This is a genomic window from Exiguobacterium acetylicum (genome assembly GCF_019890935.1).
Taxonomy (GTDB): Bacteria; Bacillota; Bacilli; order Exiguobacteriales; family Exiguobacteriaceae; genus Exiguobacterium_A; species Exiguobacterium_A abrahamii.
Window position 1 is genome coordinate 1903080 of the sequence record NZ_CP082333.1, and the last position, 19392, is coordinate 1922471.

Below are 19392 nucleotides of genomic sequence, written 5' to 3' on the forward strand. Positions count from 1 at the left end.
TGTCATCAATAGTTTAATGGTAACGAGTTTTGGCTAAGATGTAAATTAAGGGGGGTTATCCGTGAATAAAAAATTAGATGTCCTCATTATCGGTGCCGGACCAACCGGTTTAACACTCGCACTCGCACTCTCGCGCTATGGATTATCCTTTCGCATCGTCGAACGTGCAAGCGGACCATCCGTCGTCTCAAAAGCGATCGGGATTCAAGCGCGTTCTCTCGAGTTGTTCGCAAGACTGGGTGTTGCAGAAGACTTGATGGAGAATGCAATCAAAATCAATCAAGGAAACCTCTATGTCAATGGTGCATGGCAGGCAAAACTTGATTTTACGGATTTGAATACACCTTTTCCGTTCGTCACGCTGTTGCCTCAAAGTGAGACGGAACGGATTCTTGAAGCGCAACTCGCCACATATGGACACGTAGTCGAGCGCGAAACAGAATTAACAGGGTTTGCTCAATTTCCAACATTCGTTACAGCATCCTTACAACATAAAGGAGAAACAGAGACGGTCGACGCTTCCTTCATCATCGGAGCAGATGGTGCAAACAGTTTCGTCCGTCGTGAGCTCGGGCTTCCGTTCAGCGGGAAGTCGTTCAAAGAATCGTGGGCACTAGCTGACATCGAGGTCGACTGGCCGCTCTCTTCTGAGGAAGTTCATATTTTTTTCTCTGATCATGGCGTCATCGAGTCATTTCCTCTCCAATCGAACTTGTTCCGGATTACCGGCAATCTAACGAGCGGACCTGTTCCGACCGACCATAAAGCGATTGATGACTTTTTACAAAATCGAGCAAAAGTACCGTTTGAGCTCAAAAAAGTCCATTGGTATTCGATGTTTCGTGTCCATAATCGGATCATCGAGAAATTCGGTCACCACCGGATTTATTTGATCGGGGATGCAGCACACATCAATTCACCCGTCGGTGGTCAAGGAATGAATACCGGAATTGCTGATGCGATGAACCTCGCTTGGAAACTATGGTGTGTCCATCAGTTCAAGGCGAGTTTTCCGTTACTTGATTCTTACAGCGTCGAACGTCGGGAAGCGGCACAAGGGATCTTACGATCAACCAATCTTGCGACGGAACTTTTGCAAATCAATATTCCTTTTTTATTGCCCTTGCAGGAAAAAGTCATTCGAAATAGTCTTAAGATCGCACCCTTACATCATTTCGTGACGAACCGAATTGCACAGCTCAACAGCCACTACCCAGCGAGTTCGACCTTCGTCACACAAGGACACTTTAGTCCATTGACACCAAAACCAGGCGAACCGATGCCTTACAGTGAAGTCGTTCACCCGCGGACGAAAAAGAACGAACTATTGTTACGTCGTGCCGATCGGAATTTCTTATTACTACTGTTCTTACCAAAAAATGCAACCGATGATCTTCTTGAGCCATTCAAGGAACTCGCCTATACCTATCCCGATCTATTTGAGACAGTACCGATCCATCAATCCCTGAAAGAGGATGGTGTCGTCGATCAAGGCGGTGAACTGGCACGACGCTTTGGCATCAAGCAATCCGGATTATATTTAATTCGCCCTGACGGTTATATCGCGTATCGCCAACAAGGTTTGAAAAGTAAATCGTTCGCCCGCTATGTTGAACGTTTACTTTATGCGCGTTAACTCGGTATGATAGTAGGTGAGGTGAAGGCAAAGATGGATATACAGCTAGTTCGAACGGTTTTAATCATTCTTTTAGTCATTGCATTTCTCGTCATCGTCAGCAGACGAACGAAGGAAAACCTTCGATGGTCACTGATCGGGGAAGCATTTGGTGAAAAAGGAGAAGATTTATTAAAGGACGCTGCGCGACTCGAAGCAGCTGACTTAGAGATTCGAGTCGAACGCGGCGTCAAAACTTCGTTTTTATTCCGACGTTTCAGTAAAGACTTGGATGATCGCGTAGCGGTGTATGTCTTGAAAGAAGACTTGGATCAAGCTGAAGACATTCTTGCTTCTCGACCAAGACGATGAATTCAAACGAAAAGGCAGTGAAGCGAGCGCTTCACTGCCTTTGTTCATTCCTGTTGTTGCGCGAGATAAAACGCAACTTGTTTTCGTTCTTGCTCTTGAACAGGAGAGGATTTCTTTGAGACGATGAACGCCCGCACATCTTTAAAGCTGTGCCCCGTCGGGAATTTAATTCGTTCCGTCCGCATCTGTGGTGCATTCGGAAAAAGTGTGATGCCATGAATCGGAATGATGATCCCTTGTTCTTTTAGCGTTTTTCGAACCGCTTGAACGATTTGTTTCGACCGATGGATGGGATGAGGTGCAAACACTTTTCTTCCATGCTCAGCATCCGTGACATGGCAAGATTCCTCCGTCATCCATTCTACGACCGCATCGTTTTGTAACACGAGGAACAATCCTTTTGGTCCGATTAGCGCAAAAGGAATGACAATCGTGTCAGAAAGACGAATCCGATCAAACAACATCCAATCAAAACGACAAACATGACGGATTTCATTACAGAGTGCATCCGTTTCACTCGTCGTCGTACTCACTTGTTTGCTTGCAAAAAAACGACGGCGCGGTGGTTCAGGAACAGAAGCAGTCATGACTTGTAACATGGCTCATCATCCTTTGTAGTATGTATTATTAGTTATCTTAACACCGTTTTCATTCAGATGACGATTCTTTCAAAAAGAAGGAAATAAAAAAAGACACTTCTGATCTGACAGAAATGTCTTTTTTGATGCGTCAATCTTGGTGTGGACGTCCGAAAACGGCCTTCTCTAGATTTGAAATACGACGTAACATGTCATAGTTCGATGAACTTGATACTTGTGGCTCCGCTTGCTCGACGCGGCGCTCTTCACGTTTTACCGGTTGTGCGGGTGCTTGTTTTAACGCCTCGTTCTCTTTCTTCAGACGTTCGATTTCACGTTCGAATCCTTCATAATCTTTAATGATTTGATCCAAGTATCCATCGACATCCTCGATGACATAGCCACGGAGGCCGGTTTTGAATTCCTTTTTGTAAATATCGTCCGCTGTCAACAATGGCTTATACATCCTCTTCACTCCCACTGATCATTGTATTGTAATTCTTGTTCGAGCCAAGATAAATCATCTTGTGTAATTAAAAACAACTGATAATCGGATTGTTCCATTTCTATTCTAGCACGCTCTACTAAAAATTTCGCTGATCCTCCATGTTCTTCATCAAAAACCGACAATAATCCTTGGCTTTTTTGAATCATGAACTCGGTTTTATTACGTAACTGCGATGGATCCGTATACGGTTTCTGGCTGATTGCTTCGACGAAGTCAGCTTGTTCAAGAATGGAAAGGTACTGCGCTTGAACGGGCTCTTTCCAGCGTGCTTCCTGTTCCAAGAACGGTAACAGAATACCGAGACGAATATGAGGATACTCTTCCTTTAATTCAAGTACGACCTCGCATGCCCAGATTTCGCAACCCGGTGAGGCATTCGTGATAAACCACTCTGTACCTCGATCCTCAATTAAACGAATGATTCGCTCTCGATAGGCTGCCTTTAAGACCCGGATACCAGGGTGTTTTTGATCAAAGATACCTAGTTCATTGGGTTTGTATCCTGTGATAGCGACAACTTTCACGCGTCACACTTCCTTTTCAACCGACGTCCTCGATGATCCAGCTCTGCTAAGATTCGTTCTTTTTTAGTAATCAACCAATGATGTCGCTCGACATGTTGTCGTGCTCGTTCCGTATAATCATAAGCAAGCACCGGGTCTTTTGCAATGTGCTCTGCCCACTTCGCAAGCTCAACATACCCTAAATAACTATCGCTCTTCAAGAAACAATCTCGAGCTTGTTCGTGGTTCTTCATTTTTTTATGCAAATAACCTTGCCGCAACCATCCTTCTGCTGATAGTTCTTTGACTTGCTGAAAATGAGCATGTGATCCTTCATGAATTCCGAGATCTGCCAGCCAAATCGCGATGTTTTCTTGAATCGGGGAAGGCGCCTCTGCTCGATGTGTGACGAGTCGGTTGCACGCATCATAGAGTCCGACAAGCGTCAGACAATCATCCAGATGATGTTGCAAGACCCCTGTCATGATATCCGGATGCTGGTGTTCGACGTACTGAAAGTAATGCATCGGTGCCAAAAATCCAGGTAAATCCCCTTCCCGTTCAAATCCGATTCGCTCTTCCATCGCTGTCAATCGATAGGAATCATACATTCCTTTAAAGATTCGTCGCGCGACATGAAGTAAATCGAGATGACCGACTTTCGGCAAACGCGGAACACGTTCCCGAACGAAGACATGACGTGTCTTGATTTGCGGCCAATCAAAACTTTTCCCGTTATAGGTCACAAAGCGGACATCATCTCCGATATCGTGCAGGAAGTGATGGTAAAAGGCAGCTTCAAAGTGCGGATGTGGTAAGAAATATTGTCGCATCAGCAATCCGCCCTGCTCAAAGCGCGCGAATCCGAGTAAAAAGATCGTCGTTCCGGTTCCTCGTAATCCGGTCGTCTCTGTATCAAAGAAAATGACCTGCTCGAGCGGGACATCTAACGCAAGCGGCGGATGCGGCAATTGTAAGGACTCATACACTTCAGCAAAGCTTCGGTCTCCATGTCGATCTGTTAATGCATATCGCTTGTCGATCCTGACGATCCACTCTTCCTCAAACGTCAAGATATCGGCCCCACGATCAATCCAGGCTTGCTGTTCGTCAGTCCATCCGATTGGTGTCTTTAGCGTTTCCACTTCAGGTGCGGAAGACACTTGATCCTCCGGTGCGGCGTCTGATGTAGATTTCAGCATACGTCTAAGACGATTTTTCATGATAATTCCTTCTCCATTTCTGCCAACAACTGAATCGTTCGTTCTTTTTCGTCTGCTACGCCAACCAGACCGATACAAGCTGGACAACCGTCCTGACAGGGGCATGTGACGATCGAATCACGGGCGGCACGCAACATGACACCACGTTGCTTATAAATCGACTCCGCGAGACCGACACCTCCAGGGTAACGATCATATAGATATACAGTCGGCTGTTGCGTGTGTGTCGCCTTGACTTGCGGCACGACGAAGACGTCACTTGCATCACACATCAAATAAAGCGGTGCGACACGTCTGAGACTATTCGCGACTCCTTCTAACACTTGTTCGAGCTCTGTCGAAGAGCGTGCGTGATCGGGTAACGTGAACCAGACACCTGTCGTATGAATTTCTCGTTCCGGTAGGTGAATCGGACCTGACCCGATGTTCTCATGCGTACCGAACTTAATCTTCTTGAACATCGTCGCCATCCCCCGGACGCTGACATCGCCGCGCGCAACACTATATTCTCCCTCTGCATACTGTTCATCTTCTTCGAGTACGGAAAGGTCGACTGAAAAATTAGCATCCGTATAATAATCGACGTCCACGGCACGGACGAACGCTTTTTTCTCTTCGAAATCCAAATGCTCCACTTGGTATTGATCGGCTCCGTGAAGATAGATGGCCTCGTCATGTAACAACGTCATCGCACTAAAGGTATCCATTTCACCGATGACTCGATTCGGTACCTCGGTCTGATCGACGATGATGACGTTCTCTTGATCACTCGACCGAAGCGATATTCCATGAGCCGGAAACGCATCGTTCATCCAATAAAATCGATCGCCACGTTCGTGCAGGACACGCTCTTCGACTAAGTATTCGAGGATATCTTCCGTCTCGAGCGTTCCAAATGATTCTCCTTTCGTAAAAGGCAGTTCAAACGCTGCACATTTGACGTGATCGACGGCAATGATCAAATTATCTGGATCGAGTCGGGCTGCTTCCGGGGATTGATTCAAGAACAACTCTGGTCGTTCTGCGACATATTGATCGAGCATACCGGATGAGGCGACGAGAATGATTAGTGCATCATCTTGACGGCGCCCTGCACGCCCTGCTTGTTGCCAAAGCGAAGCAATCGTTCCCGGATAACCATTCATGATACAGACTTGTAGTTGACCGATGTCGACACCAAGTTCGAGAGCGTTCGTCGAGACGATACCGGTGATCTCTCCTTGACGTAACCGTCGTTCGATATCCCGTCGCTCACTCGGCAAATAACCGCCCCGGTATCCTTCAATCGATCGCGGACCAAGCTCATGCGGATAGATGCTTCGTAGATACGTCAGCAAGACTTCAACGCGGACGCGGGAGCGCGCAAAGACGATTGTTTGGAACTTTTTCTTGATGAAGCGCATCGCCAGTTGTTTCGTCTCAAGCGTCGCAGAACGCCGAATGCCGAGTTGTGCGTTGACGATTGGTGGTTGATAGACAAGAAAATGTTTACGTCCTGTTGGCGCACCGTTGTCATCAATCAAACCGACTGTTTTTTCCGCCAGACGTTCTGCTAGTTCCTGCGGATTAGCAATCGTCGCACTCGTCATGATGAAGACGGGATCACTACCATAATACCGACAAATCCGTCGTAAGCGACGAATGACATTGGCGACATGACTACCAAACACGCCACGATAGGTGTGAAGCTCATCGATGACGATATACTTCAAGTTCTCGAACAGTTCGATCCATTTCGTATGGTGTGGTAGGATGCCGGAATGTAGCATATCCGGATTCGTGATGACGATATTACCGGCTTTTCGTACTTTTGTTCGAATCGTCGGTGACGTATCTCCGTCATAGGTAAAACATCGGATCGGCGCCTCTAATTGATCAATCAGTTCAAGTAATTCACTATTTTGATCCTGTGCGAGGGCCTTTGTCGGATAGAGATATAATGCCCGCGCGTTCGGATGCTCGAGCAGGTGCGATAAGACCGGTAAGTTAAAACAATAGGTCTTTCCAGAGGCAGTCGGCGTGACGATGACTGTCGACTCTCCCGCTTGTACACGTTCAAACGCTAACCCTTGGTGACGGTACAATTGTGTGATCCCACGTGTGCGAAGGGCTTGTCGTAAACGCTCCGGGAGTCGTTCTGGAAAATCGACATAACGCCCAGTTGTCGCTTCCATCGTTTTCATATACGTAATCCGCTCCATGAACGAGCGGTCCTGTTTCAATTCTTCGAGAAATGCAACGAGCGTTTGTTTCGCTTGCATGCCTTCACTTCCTTCCACTTCTCATTATACAAAAAAAGAGGCAAGACCAAAGAACGAACTACTCGTCTTTGGTCTTGTCTTTCTTTAAAAGTCGTGCTTATGGTGTTGTAGAATTCGTAGCGTCGTTTCCACGACCATTATTTCCATTATTATTCGAATTGTTTCGTTCCGTCGAACCATTCGAATTGTTTTGCGCGTTTGCTCCATCATTCGAATTTGGTGCATCTGTTGCTGGTTCGTCCGTCGTTGGTTCATCCGTCGTCGGCTCGTCCGTTGCCGGTTCATCCGTTGTCGGTTCGTCTGTTGTCGGTTCATCCGTCGTCGGTTCATCCGTCGATGGTTCATCCGTCGTCGGTTCATCCGTCGATGGTTCATCCGTTGCCGGCTCGTCCGTTGTCGGTTCATCTGTCGATGGTTCGTCCGTCGCCGGTTCATCCGTCGATGGTTCATCCGTCGTCGGTTCTTCTGCTTCAGGATCGGTAACGGTTACCGTCGTCGAGACCGGACCTGATTCCTCGCCAGACGCTTTCGCTACGACTTGGAACGTTGACCGTCCTGGTTTTAAACCATTGATGGCAATTCGATTCGTAGTGCTCGTACCAATCGTTGATGTTTCACCGTCAGCATCTGTCATCGTCACTTCAAACGATACATCGTCATACCCATTGGCACGAAGCGCAGCGTCATTATAGTTCCATGTCAGTTCACCGCTCTTTGTGTCTTCATCGTAAGATGCTTGTAATCCAGTCGGAGCGGGTACTGTCTTTTTTTCAACGACAGGTTCCTTCGTCCCTTTCACGTACAATTCGTTTCCGATACTGAGGACAGAACTAGGTTGTTCAAATGGTGCTGGCGTACGATCACGTGTCTTCGTGATGAAGTCTTTCCAGATTTGCTGTGCCATCGTACTGTTGTACGGACCGCTAAGTCCGGCTCCATTGTTGTTTCCAGATTTCGTTGTCCCAGTCCAGACACTGATTGAGACATCCGATGTATATCCTGCGAACCAGACATCTTTATAGGCATTCGTCGTTCCTGTCTTACCGGCTGCATCAAATGACAATCCAGCACTCGGGAACGTACCACCTGGTTTTAAGACGTCACGCAACATGTCCGTCAACATATACGCTGTATAGTCTTCCATTGCCTTTTTCGATTTGATTGGTGATTTGATTTTCGATCCATCACTATACTCAATCGATTTGATGACGTGTGGCTTGATATAATCGCCACCATTACCAAGTGTGGCGTACGCTCCTGCCATCTGTGTCGTATTGAAACCGTGTTTCATCCCACCAATCGCATACGCAGGCGAAATCGACTCATCGTCTTTCATCTTTAAGCCAGATTTTTCAGCGAACGCCTCGACTGAATCACCGCCGATTTCTTGATACGTTTGGATGGCCGGTGTGTTTGCCGAGATTTTTAACCAGTGGCGGATCGTATTCGTGCCACGGTATCCATCATAATAGTTACCAATCTCTTTTCCGTTGACTTCTGTCGGTTTATCCGTCAATTGTTTTGCAGTCGACCACTTATCATTTTCGATCGCTGGTCCGTAAGCGAAGAATGGTTTTGCGGACGATCCCGGTTGATGCGGCTCATTCGCAAAGTTTCGTCGCGCCGTTCCTTTACCTGGATTTTTACCATCAACGACCGCAAGGATTTCTCCGGTTTGCGTGTTGACCGCTGTCGCAGCTGTTTCCGCATATTCCGGTAACTGAACGATTTGGTCTTTCTTGATTGCTTCATTCATATAGTCATGCATCGGTTTATCGATCGATGTATAGATCTTCAACCCTTGACCATAAATGTCTTTTCCTTCTAAACCAAAATCATCTTCTAACTCTTTTGATACCATATCGAAGATGACGCTGTCGTACGATTCATCCTTCGTCGATTTCGGCGCTGGATTGATTAATTTTGAAATTGGTTGTTTGACTGCCTTGTCTCGTTGCGCTTGTGAGATGACGCCTGTCGTCAACATCGCATCAAGAACTTGTGTTTGACGCCATTTCGTCAGTTTTGGATCTCCTTTAATTGGATCGTATGCCGTCGGACGTTGTGGAAGTCCTGCGAGCATCGCGGCTTCCGCATAATTCAACTTATCAACTGATTTGTTGAAGTAAGCTTTTGAAGCCGTCTGAATCCCAAACGAGTTTTGACCATAGTAGTTTTTGTTCAAGTACATCTCTAAAATTTGATCTTTTGTGTAGTCCTGCTCTAACCGGATTGCGAGCCATTGTTCTTGGACTTTCCGCGTGACCGTTTTATCGAAGCTAAGGAATGATTGTTTGACGACCTGTTGTGTGATCGTCGACGCTCCTTCCGATCCGAAACCATCCGTCACGTTCGCGATGATGGCTCCGCCCAGACGACGGAAATCGATTCCGTTGTGCTGATAGAAACGACGGTCCTCGATCGAGATGAATGCGTCTTTAACGACTTCCGGTACTTCATCGATTGACACGTATTCTCGACTCGTTCCGCCTTTCGTAATCTCTTCCTTATTGCTCGCATAGATTTTCAATGGCAAAGCATCTCGAAGTTCTGTCTCATCGAGCTCAGGTGCCGTAGCAATCGCGTAAGCAGCAAATCCGCCTCCGACTAACATCATGACGATGAATAATCCGGTAGCGATCAGCAATAATTTTTTCCAAAGTGGACCTTTCCCACCGGAACCTCCACCTGACTTTTTCTTTTGGGGACGTTTCGTCCGTTTCATCTTTTTCTCAGATGACTTCGTCTCTTCACGACGTGCGACACGACTTCTTTCCATATGCTATCCTTCTCCTTCAATCAAAAAGTGTCTGAATTGAAATATAGTTCGTCCACTGCCTTTAAATAATCGATGGCAGGGTACGCGCCAGTCTCGACTTTGATACCGTCTCGTTCAATGACCGTCAGCGGAATTGATTTTCGTCCGCTTTCTAGTTGATCCCACCAGGGGAACACGTGCTCGACTGAAAGCACATATTGCACATTATACAGACTGAAACGAATGATGACAAAACAAATTCCTCCATGTTCGACACATTGGCGCATGTGTGCGATTTGATGGGGGTGAAAATTTTTTATCGGGAAGGATGTTTTATTCGTCGTCTCCTTCGCTTCGAAATCAATATATTTTCCGCGATAAACACCGTTATAGTCCGTCGTCGACGGTTGCTTGAAATAGGCTTCCTTGACGACCGCTGCCGATCGTTTCGGATAATCGACTTGGACAATTTGTAACGGAGTGGGTTTCTTGTGAATGATTGCCCGATTATGAGTCAGATAAAACGTATTACTTTCATTCAATAATTTTTCGAGCGTCATCCCTCGATTCGAAAAGGTGGAATCGGTTGATCGCGCCTTCTTGATTCGGGATCCATGCGACTCGAGTGGCTTTTGAAATTTTTTCCCATTCGGGTAATTCAAAACGATTCCCCTCCTATCGCGTTTATTGTACCATGATATGTGATTGTACCGTATCGGCCGAGAGGAGTAGTTAAAAACCAATGACAATTGAACCGTTATTACAAGAGATTGAACGTATTTATCAAGAAGGACGTGCCGGAACCGAATATGACTTCAATCGAGACGTTGTACCGTTCGTTGAACGAGCGGATCAACTGATTGCACAGTGGCAAACGAATGCCCAAGATAGTCCTTACTTACGACCTAGCATGGTCGAAAGCGCCGTGGATCAACTGAAGCAAATTTCCGTTCAAGCATTTCAACCGAAAACGAGTCTGAAACGCTTCAATGAAACGATTAAATCCGTTCGTTATATCGATCGCTTGATGAATGGTGAAGAATAACGATTAAAAAACAGGAATTATCTTCCTTAAGTCGAACACCTAATCATACGAGAGAATGTTTCTACGGTTTCACTTATCAGGCTATAGCTTTTCAGCCGCCTAGCGTGTAAAGTGGCATCAAGAGCATTTCTTTCGAAAAGACTGTGTAATTATTGTGCAATTGGAGGAGATTCATTTGAACAAACGGGTACAATCGAACGTCAAAGGCGTTGACGTCAAAGGATTTCCTAAGAATTCAACCCCTGCCCCGAAGAAATACATCATGTTCGTTGATGAAACTGGGACACCAAAAGGGAATACACAATTCAACTTAACGGGTGTCTTGATGGAATATAAATATGCCATCGATTCGGACGAGACCGGTGAACCAAGTCCGCTTCGTCAACGTTTGATGGATTTTAAGGCAAAAGTTTTTGAAGATCCGCATATTCCTCTTCATTTGAAGGAGATTTTAAAAGCTGAGCATCCGTATGGTAAAGAAGATGGCATCACGATTGATATGTTACGACATTTCTGGATCGCCTTGCCGGAATTTTTAGTTGATATCGATTGTACGATCGTCAGCGTCGAAGTCGATAAACAGAAGCTACAAGACTTCTTCTCGACACCGAAGGATCCGTATGTCGTTGCCTTCGCCCATCTGATGAAGTCGTTTTATTCCTTCCTCGATGAGACAGAAGCAACGAGTGCGCGTGTCGTTCTTGAAAGCCGTGATGATTATCAGAACTTGCTTATTCAAAAGGCGTTCTTCGATATCTTCAATTCGGGAACGGTCCATCTCGACGTCGAAAAAAGTCGTCAAAAAATCAAAGGCTTCATCTTTGCTGAAAAAGACAGCGACCTCTACCAATCTGGTCTTGAGATTGCCGACTTGGTCTGCTTACCTTTATCTCGCGTCCGTCGTGGTGTCATCGAGGTAAAACCGCGGTTTGTCCATTATGGGGACGAAAACCGGATTTTTAAAGCCATCAAAGATAAGATTTACATTCGACGCGATAGTCCGGACCAAGATTTCCGAAACTGGGGCTTCAAAAAAGTACCGATCACGAAAAAGCGTCGTGAATGGTCCGATACTCCTTGGAATGGATGATATGCAAAAAAAGTGGATCCGGTCTCGGATCCACTTTTTTTATGGTGTAGCTATTCCTTTTGTCCGTTTTTTCCCCTCTCGACACATGTCGAGTAACGGGCACGCTTCACAGTTCGGACGTTGTGCCTTGCAGTGATAACGTCCAAAGAAGATGAATTGGTGATGGAGCTTTGACCACCGCTCCCGTTTGAAGCGACGCATCAGTGTCGCTTCGACCTGCGTGACATTATCCTTCCAGCGACAGATCCCAAGGCGTTTCGAGACACGTTCGACATGTGTATCAACCGCAAATGCCGGTACATCGAAAGCAACAGACAGGACGACGTTTGCCGTCTTGCGTCCAACGCCAGGTAAGGCTTCGAGCCCGGCGCGTTCCGACGGGACTTCTCCGTCGTGTTTCGCAAGGAGTTGTGCCGCAAGCGCTTTGATGTTTTTGGCTTTATTTCGGTACAATCCAAGTCGTTTGATTTTGTCCTCGATTTCCTCGACGGGTGCCGCAGCAAGCGAATCAGGATCCGGATACGCTGCGAACAACCTAGGTGTCACCTGATTGACAAGTACATCGGTCGCTTGTGCACTGAGTGCAACCGCTACGACCAACTCAAACGGGTTACGATGAATCAACTCACAAAATGCATCCGGAAACATCTCTTCTAACGTTGCTTCAATCCGATCGATTTCTGCCTTTCGTAACATCTCCTTAACCTCCCCGCCCTGCGAGATCCTCAAGCGTCTTGATCCCTTCACGTTCCCACGTCCGTAAAATTTGATTGATATAGGTCATTTTGCGGACATTATGATAGACCGCTTCTCGAAGTGCGGCAAGCACCAGTTCCTCCGAAATGTTCTCGATCGTCAGCCACTGAATGATCTGCTCCATCTGAAACGGTGACATCATCCCGAGTTCACGCTCGAATTGTTGGAAGACGGACGGATTGATCGTATCAAAGTTCGGTGCTTCCTGTTCCGGTGGTGCCATCAGTTTTTCGTAAAGCGGAACAAGCGAATAACGTTCAGAACCATTAACGTTCTCCATTGCCAGTAATCCTTTTTGTAATAAACCGAGTGTCGTTTCGATCGTTTCCGTCTCGGATAGTCCAAGTCGATTACTTAACTCTTCCGGTGACGGCATCTCCATACCTTCTGCCCGGCAAGCAAACAATTGACCAATTAACGTGAACTCGACAAAACTGATGCCTAACCGTTTTGCCTCGGTGAACAATCGTTTCGGTAAGACGACCGTCCCTTCCTCGAATAATTGCACTAAATTATGATTCATCGTATTTCCTCGATTCTCTAGTCTAAACAAGAAATCGACCCGTCGAGACGATGGGTCGATGTTTTTCCTTACTGCTTATGGATAGAGGCGGTTTAGCAAACGTGGGAACGGAATTGTTTCCCGAACGTGCTCGACACCTGTGATCCAAGCGACTGTCCGCTCTAAACCAAGACCGAAGCCACTGTGTGGAACAGAACCGTATTGACGTGTTTCGAGATACCATTTATAAGCACCTGTCTCGTCAAGACCATGTTTCTTCATCTCAGCGAGGAGTTTTTCATGATCTTCTTCACGTTGTGAACCACCGACGATTTCCCCGTATCCTTCAGGTGCAATCAAATCATCACACAAGACGAAGTCTGGGTTTTCCGGATCTTCTTTCATGTAGAACGGTTTGATTGCTTTTGGCCAGTGCGTGATGAAGACAGGACGTGCGAAGCTGTTTGCGATTGCTGTCTCGTGTGGTGCACCAAAGTCATCGCCGAATTCGATATCGTCGAATCCTTGCTCCTTGAGCATGTCGATTGCTTCCGTGTACTTGACGCGTGGAAACGGTGCTTTAATGTTTTCAAGGACCGTCAAGTCACGTCCAAGCAACTCAAGTTCCGCACGACAGTTTTTCAGTGCCGATTGTACAAGGTGCGAAACATAGTTTTCTTGGACTTCGAGGTTCATCTCGTGATCGTGGAATGCCATCTCAGGCTCCATCATCCAGAATTCGATCAAGTGACGACGTGTTTTTGATTTTTCAGCACGGAACGTTGGACCGAACGAGAAGACCTTTCCAAGTGCCATTGCTGCCGCTTCCATGTAAAGCTGACCCGATTGTGAAAGGTACGCATCTTCATCGAAATATTTCGTATGGAACAATTCTGTTGTTCCTTCTGGGGCGCTACCTGTCAAGATTGGCGGATCCACTTTGATGAATCCTTCTTGGTTAAAGAATTCGTACGTCGCACGAATCAATTCGTTCCGAACGACCATGACCGCATGTTGGCGCTTTGAACGCAACCAGAGGTGACGGTTGTCCATCAAGAAGTCCGTTCCATGTGCTTTTGGTGTGATCGGATAATCGATCGCTTCATGGATGACTTCGATTTTTGAAATTTCCATTTCATGACCGATCGCTGTCCGACCGCCATCTGATTTGATGACACCTGTCACCCATAGTGATGATTCCTGCGTTAAGCCTTTTGCTTGCTTGAATAAGTCTTCGCCGACTGTTTCTTTGACGACGACACCCTGCATGAATCCAGAGCCATCCCGAAGTTGGAGGAAGGCGATTTTACCGCTTGAGCGTTTGTTTGCTAACCAACACCCGATCGTCACTTCTTCTCCTACAAATTTATTTACATCTCGAATCATTGCTTTCAACAGTCAACATCCTCTCTCTATTAAACGGCTGTATGTGCCGTGATGAATCCTTCAATCCGGTCGAGTGCCTCTAGGACACGTGCCGGATCCGTCGCGTAAGATAGGCGGACATAGTCCGGTGCACCAAATCCTGAACCTGGAATCAAGGCGACCTTCGCTTCAGATAAAACAGCTGTACACCAGTCATCGACATTATCGAATCCACACATCTCGGCAGCTTGCTTTGCATGTGGGAACAAGTAGAATGCCCCTTCTGGCTTCAGACACGTTAATCCTTCGATCTCGATGAGTCGTGCATAGATTTTTTCAAGTCGTTCCTCAAAGATGACACGCATCGCTTCGACCGGTGCATCACCTTCTGCATACGCAGCAACCGATGCCGCTTGCGCAATCGATGTCGGGTTCGACGTCGAATGGCTCGCTAAGTTCGTCATCGCTGAGATGATTTCCTTCGGTCCGATTGCATACCCGATCCGCCAGCCTGTCATCGCATGGGACTTCGAGACACCATTGATGATGACCGTCCGTTCGCGCATCTCTGGCAAGGACGCGATCGAGATATGTGTTGCACCGTTATAGAGCAACTTTTCATAAATCTCGTCACTGATGACGAGTAGATCGTGCTTGATCGCAACATCGGCTACCATCTCGAGCTCTTCTTTCGAATAGACCATTCCTGTCGGATTCGATGGTGAATTCAAGACGAGTGCTTTCGTTTTTGGGGTAATGTGTTGCTCGAGCAATTCCCGTGTCACTTTGAAGCGAGACGATTCGTCCGTTTCTAAAATGACCGGTACGCCGTCACTGAGTTTAATTTGCTCTGGATAACTGACCCAGTATGGTGCCGGGACGATGACTTCATCGCCTGGATCGAGAATCGCTTGGAACAACGTTGATAGTGCATGCTTTGCTCCTGAAGCGACCATGACTTCTGAGCGTTCGTATGGCATCCATAAGTCACGGCGTGTCTTTTCGATGATTGCATCCTTCAAGGCGACCGTTCCGCCGGACGGCGTATACTTCGTATCGCCCGCTTCTGCTGCCTCGAATGCTGCTTGGATGATGAATTCCGGTGTATTGAAGTCGGGCTCTCCCGCACCTAAACCGATGATGTCTTGACCTTCTTCACGTAGTGCCTTGGCTTTCGCTGTGATGGCTAGCGTCGTAGATGGTGTCAATTGTCGTACGCGTTTCGATAACATGTCGCCCACTCCCTTTACTTAATTCGTAATCGTTTGATGAAAGAACCTTCTTGATACGTGTAATACGAATAATCATAGCCTGTCGTCGTCTTTGAAACGATCTCGATGACGGCACGATCCTCAAAGCCGTACTTAGCAGACACGATGTCTCCTAGTTCCGGATGATCTGCGATGACCGTTTTGATGGCAATACCATCAGCAACTGGTCGTGTCTCAATCGTTCCTTTTTTCGGTACGAACGCCCGTACCGCCTGTCCGTTCTGCTTCATCTTAAAAACGACATATTGACGTTTCCCGTTAAAGACAGATTCGAACCGGACGTCCGTCGGTTTGAGTTCTTTTTTCAGACGCGCCTCTGCTTGTTCGGCGACGCTCTGTTCCCGGTCTTTTGCCTCAGCGATCGTCACCTGATAAACGGCGGTGCCAAGTACAGTCAAAAGGATGAGTGCACTTAGCAGACCAAGCGTGATTTTCCACTTCATGTGCGGTAGATGGTAAAGACCATCTGCTCCTTGTCTTTTTCATCGAGAGCAAGACCGAACATTAAATCTTCCGTTTTCAGTGTCCGATTCAACAAGTCGACGATTTTATACGTATCGTCATGGCGGTTCACTTTGACGGTCGCAAGTGTTTCAATTTTTGAATCCATCTGTATGTCCTCCCTCATTTTTCTCTATCTATTATAATGCGATAGGGTTTATCTGAATAGACTCAATCGCCATCATTCAAGAACAATTCTAGTTCTGCTGTCAGTTCATCAAGCGGTTTTGATAAAACAGGCACTTTCGGCAGACTCGTGACGAACCGTTTTCCATAACGCGTTGTCTCAATCCGCCGATCGAGCACGAAGACAACACCTCGGTCGTTCGTCGTCCGGATCAAGCGACCAAAGCCTTGCTTAAAGCGAATGATTGCTTGCGGTAAGCTGTATTCGAAAAATGATGATTTCCCGAGTTTTTCGATCCGTTCCGAGCGTGCCTGAACGATTGGTTGGTCCGGTGGCGCGAACGGTAGTCGGACGATGACAAGACAACTGAGATCATCTCCTGGGATATCGACTCCTTCCCAAAAGCTAGCCGTCCCGAACAAGATACAGGCGTCAAGTTGCTTAAACTGTTTCATCAGTCGTTGCCGTGAACCTTGCGTGACCCCTTGCGAGAGTAACGTAAATCGGTCAGGTAACAACGGTTTCGTCGCTTCATGCGTCAGTCGAAGTAAATCATTTGAGGTAAATAAGACGAGCATCCGTCCTTCCGTCACCTCTGCAATTTGTAAGATGGCTTCCGCAATCGTCTCTGCAAATTCCGGCAATGGTACATCCTGTAGGAGTGGAAGATCCGTCGGAATCATCAATCGCACGTTATCGGCATATCCGAACGGCGACGGAACGACGAAACGACGTGTCTCAAACGCATCGAGCCCTAAACGGTTCTCAATGAACTGGAACTTGTTCGAGACAGTCAGCGTCGCAGACGTCAGGATACACGTCCGTTTCGAAAAGACGTCCCGTCGCAGTCGCTCTGAAATGTCGATTGGTTGTGTGTAGACCCGCGTCAGTTTTCGATTCTTAACAGACGTCTCGATCCAAGATACTGTCTCATCGTGCGGGGCAAGCATCGTCTCGAAGATGGCGAGCTCCGCTTCTTCGATTTGTGACGTGATCGCTTTTAAATCTGCGACGAGTGAACGTTCGCGATAACTCATCTGCTCCCGGTGTTCATGGAACAGTTTATGGATCGCCCGGATTGCTTGACGCAAACGCCGCAACACCAATTCAACCCGCTTGGCACTTTCCTGAACGGCACGCATCGAACGGTCGAGTCGCTTGAAGCGAATGCTGACCATTCCTTCCCGTCGTGCTTTGCGGGAAGCCAGTTCAAGCCCGTATGCTTGAATGATCATCAATAGACCGTCTGCCTCTTCGAGCAACGTCGTCAACGCCTCATCGACCGTCTCACTATGGGCTTCGACCATCTCGGCGATGTCCCATTCTTCCGACAGATCAAGCAAGCGGTGTAATAATTTTTTATCGGACGAATACCCGAGTTGTCGGAACAGACGATCAAACGTATGTCCATCAAAGACGAGACCAAAATGATGGCTCGCGACTTCTTCGATTTGGTGTGCCTCGTCAAGAATCAATGGACTTCCTTTCGGCAAGACCCCTGCTTCGAACTGCAGGTCACTAAACAACAAGGCATGGTTCGTGACGATGATCGTCGCATCCTTTGCTTGGCGAATCGCATGTTGGAAAAAATCTCGGCTGTACCACGGATCAAATCGTCCGAGCTGCGATTGGCTATCAGACTGGATCAACTGTTTGATGCCGATATTGCCTTGCGCTGCACCGCCTGGTAAGCTGACTTCTTCTAAATCTCCTGTTTCCGTCTCCGTCAACCAGACGAGCAGAATCGCTTTTGCGAGCGTGAAGTTATAAGCATCCTCTTGATCATTCAAGAAAAATTCGAACTTCCGTAAATCAATATAGTTACTTCGTCCCTTAAGCAATGCAATCTGGACCGGCGCATCGAACAGCTGACGCAAGAGCGGTAAATCACGCGCGAACAGTTGCTCCTGTAATTGAATCGTGTGCGTACTGACGACAATCGGGACTTCATGTTCGAGCGCGTAATGCGCTGCCGGAACAAGATAACCGAGCGATTTCCCGGTTCCCGTTCCCGCTTCGACGAGTAACGGGGTTTCTTGATCGAGCGATTGATAGACATGACGCATCATCTCGAGCTGCCCACGTCGCTCTTCATATCCTTCGAATAGACGAGGGAACGTCACGGCATTCAATTCATCAACGAATGGTCCGAACGGTTCTAGAACGGGCGGATGTGTTAAGCGTTCGATCGTCTGACGCTTTTTCAAAGCGATTTTTCGAAAACGATCAAACTGTGAATCCTCCTCGATGCCGACTAAACGAATCGCATGGTCGATTTCCTCTTCGATGGCACTGAACAGGCGCGGTGATAACCGTCTTAAGTGCTTCAATGTCTCAAGCGGCAACGTATGTAGTCGTTTGAGTAGTTCAAGCAACAATTCAGCCGTCGCCGAAGCGTCACTCCCTGCCCGGTGCGCTTCTTGATGGGCGAGGTGTAATGACTCTGACAGATGCGACAGCGCGTGGCTTTCTGCTGTCGGAAGCAAGATTCGTGCGAGTTCGACTGTATCAATGACAGGACCTGTGTATGGCAAGTATCCTTCCTCTTCTAACGCATCGTTTAAGAAGTTTAAATCGAACTGCACATTATGTGCGACGAAGACACCACCGTCGAGCAATGATAAGACACGCGGTGCGATGACATCGAATGTCTCGGCCTCTTTGACATCCTCATCCGTGATGCCCGTCAACTGGGAAATGAATGGAGGAATCGGTTGGGTCGGACGCACGAAGGCAGACAATTGTTCTGTCAACTGTCCATCTTCAATGACCGCCATGCCGATCTCAATCATCTCATCGCCAGCCTTTATGGAATGACCTGTCGTTTCCAGGTCGACTACGACGTACTTTTTCTTCAACACTGATCCTCCACCTTTTATCCATCCTCTCCATGACCGGATGGCATCTCATTCTTCAT

General features: G+C 47.3%; 18 protein-coding genes. 4 read left to right on the top strand and 14 right to left on the bottom strand.

The window, feature by feature from the left end:
• Positions 1 to 61: 61 nt before the first annotated feature.
• Together K7G97_RS10015 and K7G97_RS10020 are read left to right on the top strand one after the other, a co-directional pair.
• On the top strand, positions 62 to 1636 hold the full coding sequence (locus K7G97_RS10015; RefSeq protein WP_058712938.1) for an FAD-dependent monooxygenase: 1575 nt from the start codon (positions 62 to 64) through the stop codon (positions 1634 to 1636).
• 33 nt (positions 1637 to 1669) lie between these two features.
• The gene (locus tag K7G97_RS10020) at positions 1670 to 1987 is read left to right on the top strand and encodes a hypothetical protein (RefSeq protein ID WP_023468605.1); all 318 of its coding nucleotides are present in this window, start codon (positions 1670 to 1672) and stop codon (positions 1985 to 1987) included.
• 44 nt (positions 1988 to 2031) lie between these two features.
• On the opposite strand, the gene K7G97_RS10025 is transcribed toward K7G97_RS10020, so the two are convergent.
• The 7 genes from K7G97_RS10025 to recU all read right to left on the bottom strand — a co-directional run bounded on the left by K7G97_RS10025 (position 2032) and on the right by recU (position 10486).
• Positions 2032 to 2586 carry a hypothetical protein gene (locus K7G97_RS10025; protein WP_223040508.1) on the bottom strand — a complete coding sequence of 185 codons (555 nt, stop codon included), beginning with the start codon at positions 2584 to 2586 and terminating at the stop codon, positions 2032 to 2034.
• A 130-nt stretch (positions 2587 to 2716) separates the two neighbouring features.
• Positions 2717 to 3031 carry a cell division regulator GpsB gene (gene gpsB / locus K7G97_RS10030; RefSeq protein ID WP_023468607.1) on the bottom strand — a complete coding sequence of 105 codons (315 nt, stop codon included), beginning with the start codon at positions 3029 to 3031 and terminating at the stop codon, positions 2717 to 2719.
• Positions 3032 to 3036: 5 nt separating this feature from the next.
• Positions 3037 to 3597 carry an SLOG family protein gene (locus K7G97_RS10035; RefSeq protein WP_035396855.1) on the bottom strand — a complete coding sequence of 187 codons (561 nt, stop codon included), beginning with the start codon at positions 3595 to 3597 and terminating at the stop codon, positions 3037 to 3039.
• On the bottom strand, positions 3594 to 4778 hold the full coding sequence (locus K7G97_RS10040; protein ID WP_262415734.1) for a ribonuclease H-like domain-containing protein: 1185 nt from the start codon (positions 4776 to 4778) through the stop codon (positions 3594 to 3596). Before K7G97_RS10040 ends, K7G97_RS10035 begins: the two co-directional genes overlap by 4 nt.
• Positions 4779 to 4795: 17 nt before the next feature.
• Complete coding sequence (locus K7G97_RS10045; RefSeq protein ID WP_223040509.1) at positions 4796 to 7060, bottom strand: DEAD/DEAH box helicase; 2265 nt, start codon at positions 7058 to 7060, stop codon at positions 4796 to 4798.
• A gap of 97 nt (positions 7061 to 7157) precedes the next feature.
• On the bottom strand, positions 7158 to 9839 hold the full coding sequence (locus K7G97_RS10050; RefSeq protein ID WP_223040510.1) for a PBP1A family penicillin-binding protein: 2682 nt from the start codon (positions 9837 to 9839) through the stop codon (positions 7158 to 7160).
• Positions 9840 to 9859: 20 nt separating this feature from the next.
• Positions 9860 to 10486 carry a Holliday junction resolvase RecU gene (gene recU, locus K7G97_RS10055; RefSeq protein WP_223042021.1) on the bottom strand — a complete coding sequence of 209 codons (627 nt, stop codon included), beginning with the start codon at positions 10484 to 10486 and terminating at the stop codon, positions 9860 to 9862.
• A 74-nt stretch (positions 10487 to 10560) separates the two neighbouring features.
• On the opposite strand from recU, the gene K7G97_RS10060 reads away from it, so the two are divergent.
• Together K7G97_RS10060 and K7G97_RS10065 are read left to right on the top strand one after the other, a co-directional pair.
• A complete protein-coding gene (locus K7G97_RS10060; protein ID WP_023468613.1) occupies positions 10561 to 10863 on the top strand; it encodes a DUF1798 family protein in 303 nt (100 codons plus the stop codon).
• A 175-nt stretch (positions 10864 to 11038) separates the two neighbouring features.
• Positions 11039 to 11953, top strand: a complete 915-nt coding sequence (locus tag K7G97_RS10065) for a DUF3800 domain-containing protein (RefSeq protein ID WP_023468614.1) — start codon at positions 11039 to 11041, stop codon at positions 11951 to 11953.
• A 39-nt stretch (positions 11954 to 11992) separates the two neighbouring features.
• Here K7G97_RS10065 and nth read toward each other — a convergent pair whose 3' ends face one another.
• The 7 genes from nth to dinG form a co-directional block, all read right to left on the bottom strand.
• Positions 11993 to 12649 (bottom strand): endonuclease III, encoded by a 657-nt coding sequence (gene nth / locus K7G97_RS10070; protein WP_223040511.1) that lies wholly within the window; start codon positions 12647 to 12649, stop codon positions 11993 to 11995.
• Between the two features lie 4 nt (positions 12650 to 12653).
• Positions 12654 to 13232 (bottom strand): DnaD domain-containing protein, encoded by a 579-nt coding sequence (locus K7G97_RS10075; RefSeq protein ID WP_023468616.1) that lies wholly within the window; start codon positions 13230 to 13232, stop codon positions 12654 to 12656.
• A gap of 75 nt (positions 13233 to 13307) precedes the next feature.
• Entirely contained in the window at positions 13308 to 14597 is a 1290-nt protein-coding gene (gene asnS, locus K7G97_RS10080; protein ID WP_195864819.1) for an asparagine--tRNA ligase, read from the bottom strand.
• A gap of 29 nt (positions 14598 to 14626) precedes the next feature.
• Positions 14627 to 15808: a pyridoxal phosphate-dependent aminotransferase gene (locus tag K7G97_RS10085; protein ID WP_214854399.1), complete on the bottom strand. Its 1182-nt coding sequence runs from the start codon at positions 15806 to 15808 to the stop codon at positions 14627 to 14629.
• 14 nt (positions 15809 to 15822) lie between these two features.
• Positions 15823 to 16290, bottom strand: coding sequence for a hypothetical protein (locus K7G97_RS10090; RefSeq protein ID WP_195864817.1), 468 nt, complete (start codon positions 16288 to 16290; stop codon positions 15823 to 15825).
• Positions 16287 to 16457, bottom strand: a complete 171-nt coding sequence (locus K7G97_RS10095; protein WP_012370646.1) for a YpmA family protein — start codon at positions 16455 to 16457, stop codon at positions 16287 to 16289. The genes K7G97_RS10090 and K7G97_RS10095 overlap by 4 nt, the downstream gene beginning before the upstream one ends.
• A gap of 62 nt (positions 16458 to 16519) precedes the next feature.
• A complete protein-coding gene (gene dinG / locus K7G97_RS10100) occupies positions 16520 to 19333 on the bottom strand; it encodes an ATP-dependent DNA helicase DinG (RefSeq protein ID WP_149427575.1) in 2814 nt (937 codons plus the stop codon).
• Positions 19334 to 19392: the final 59 nt, after the last annotated feature.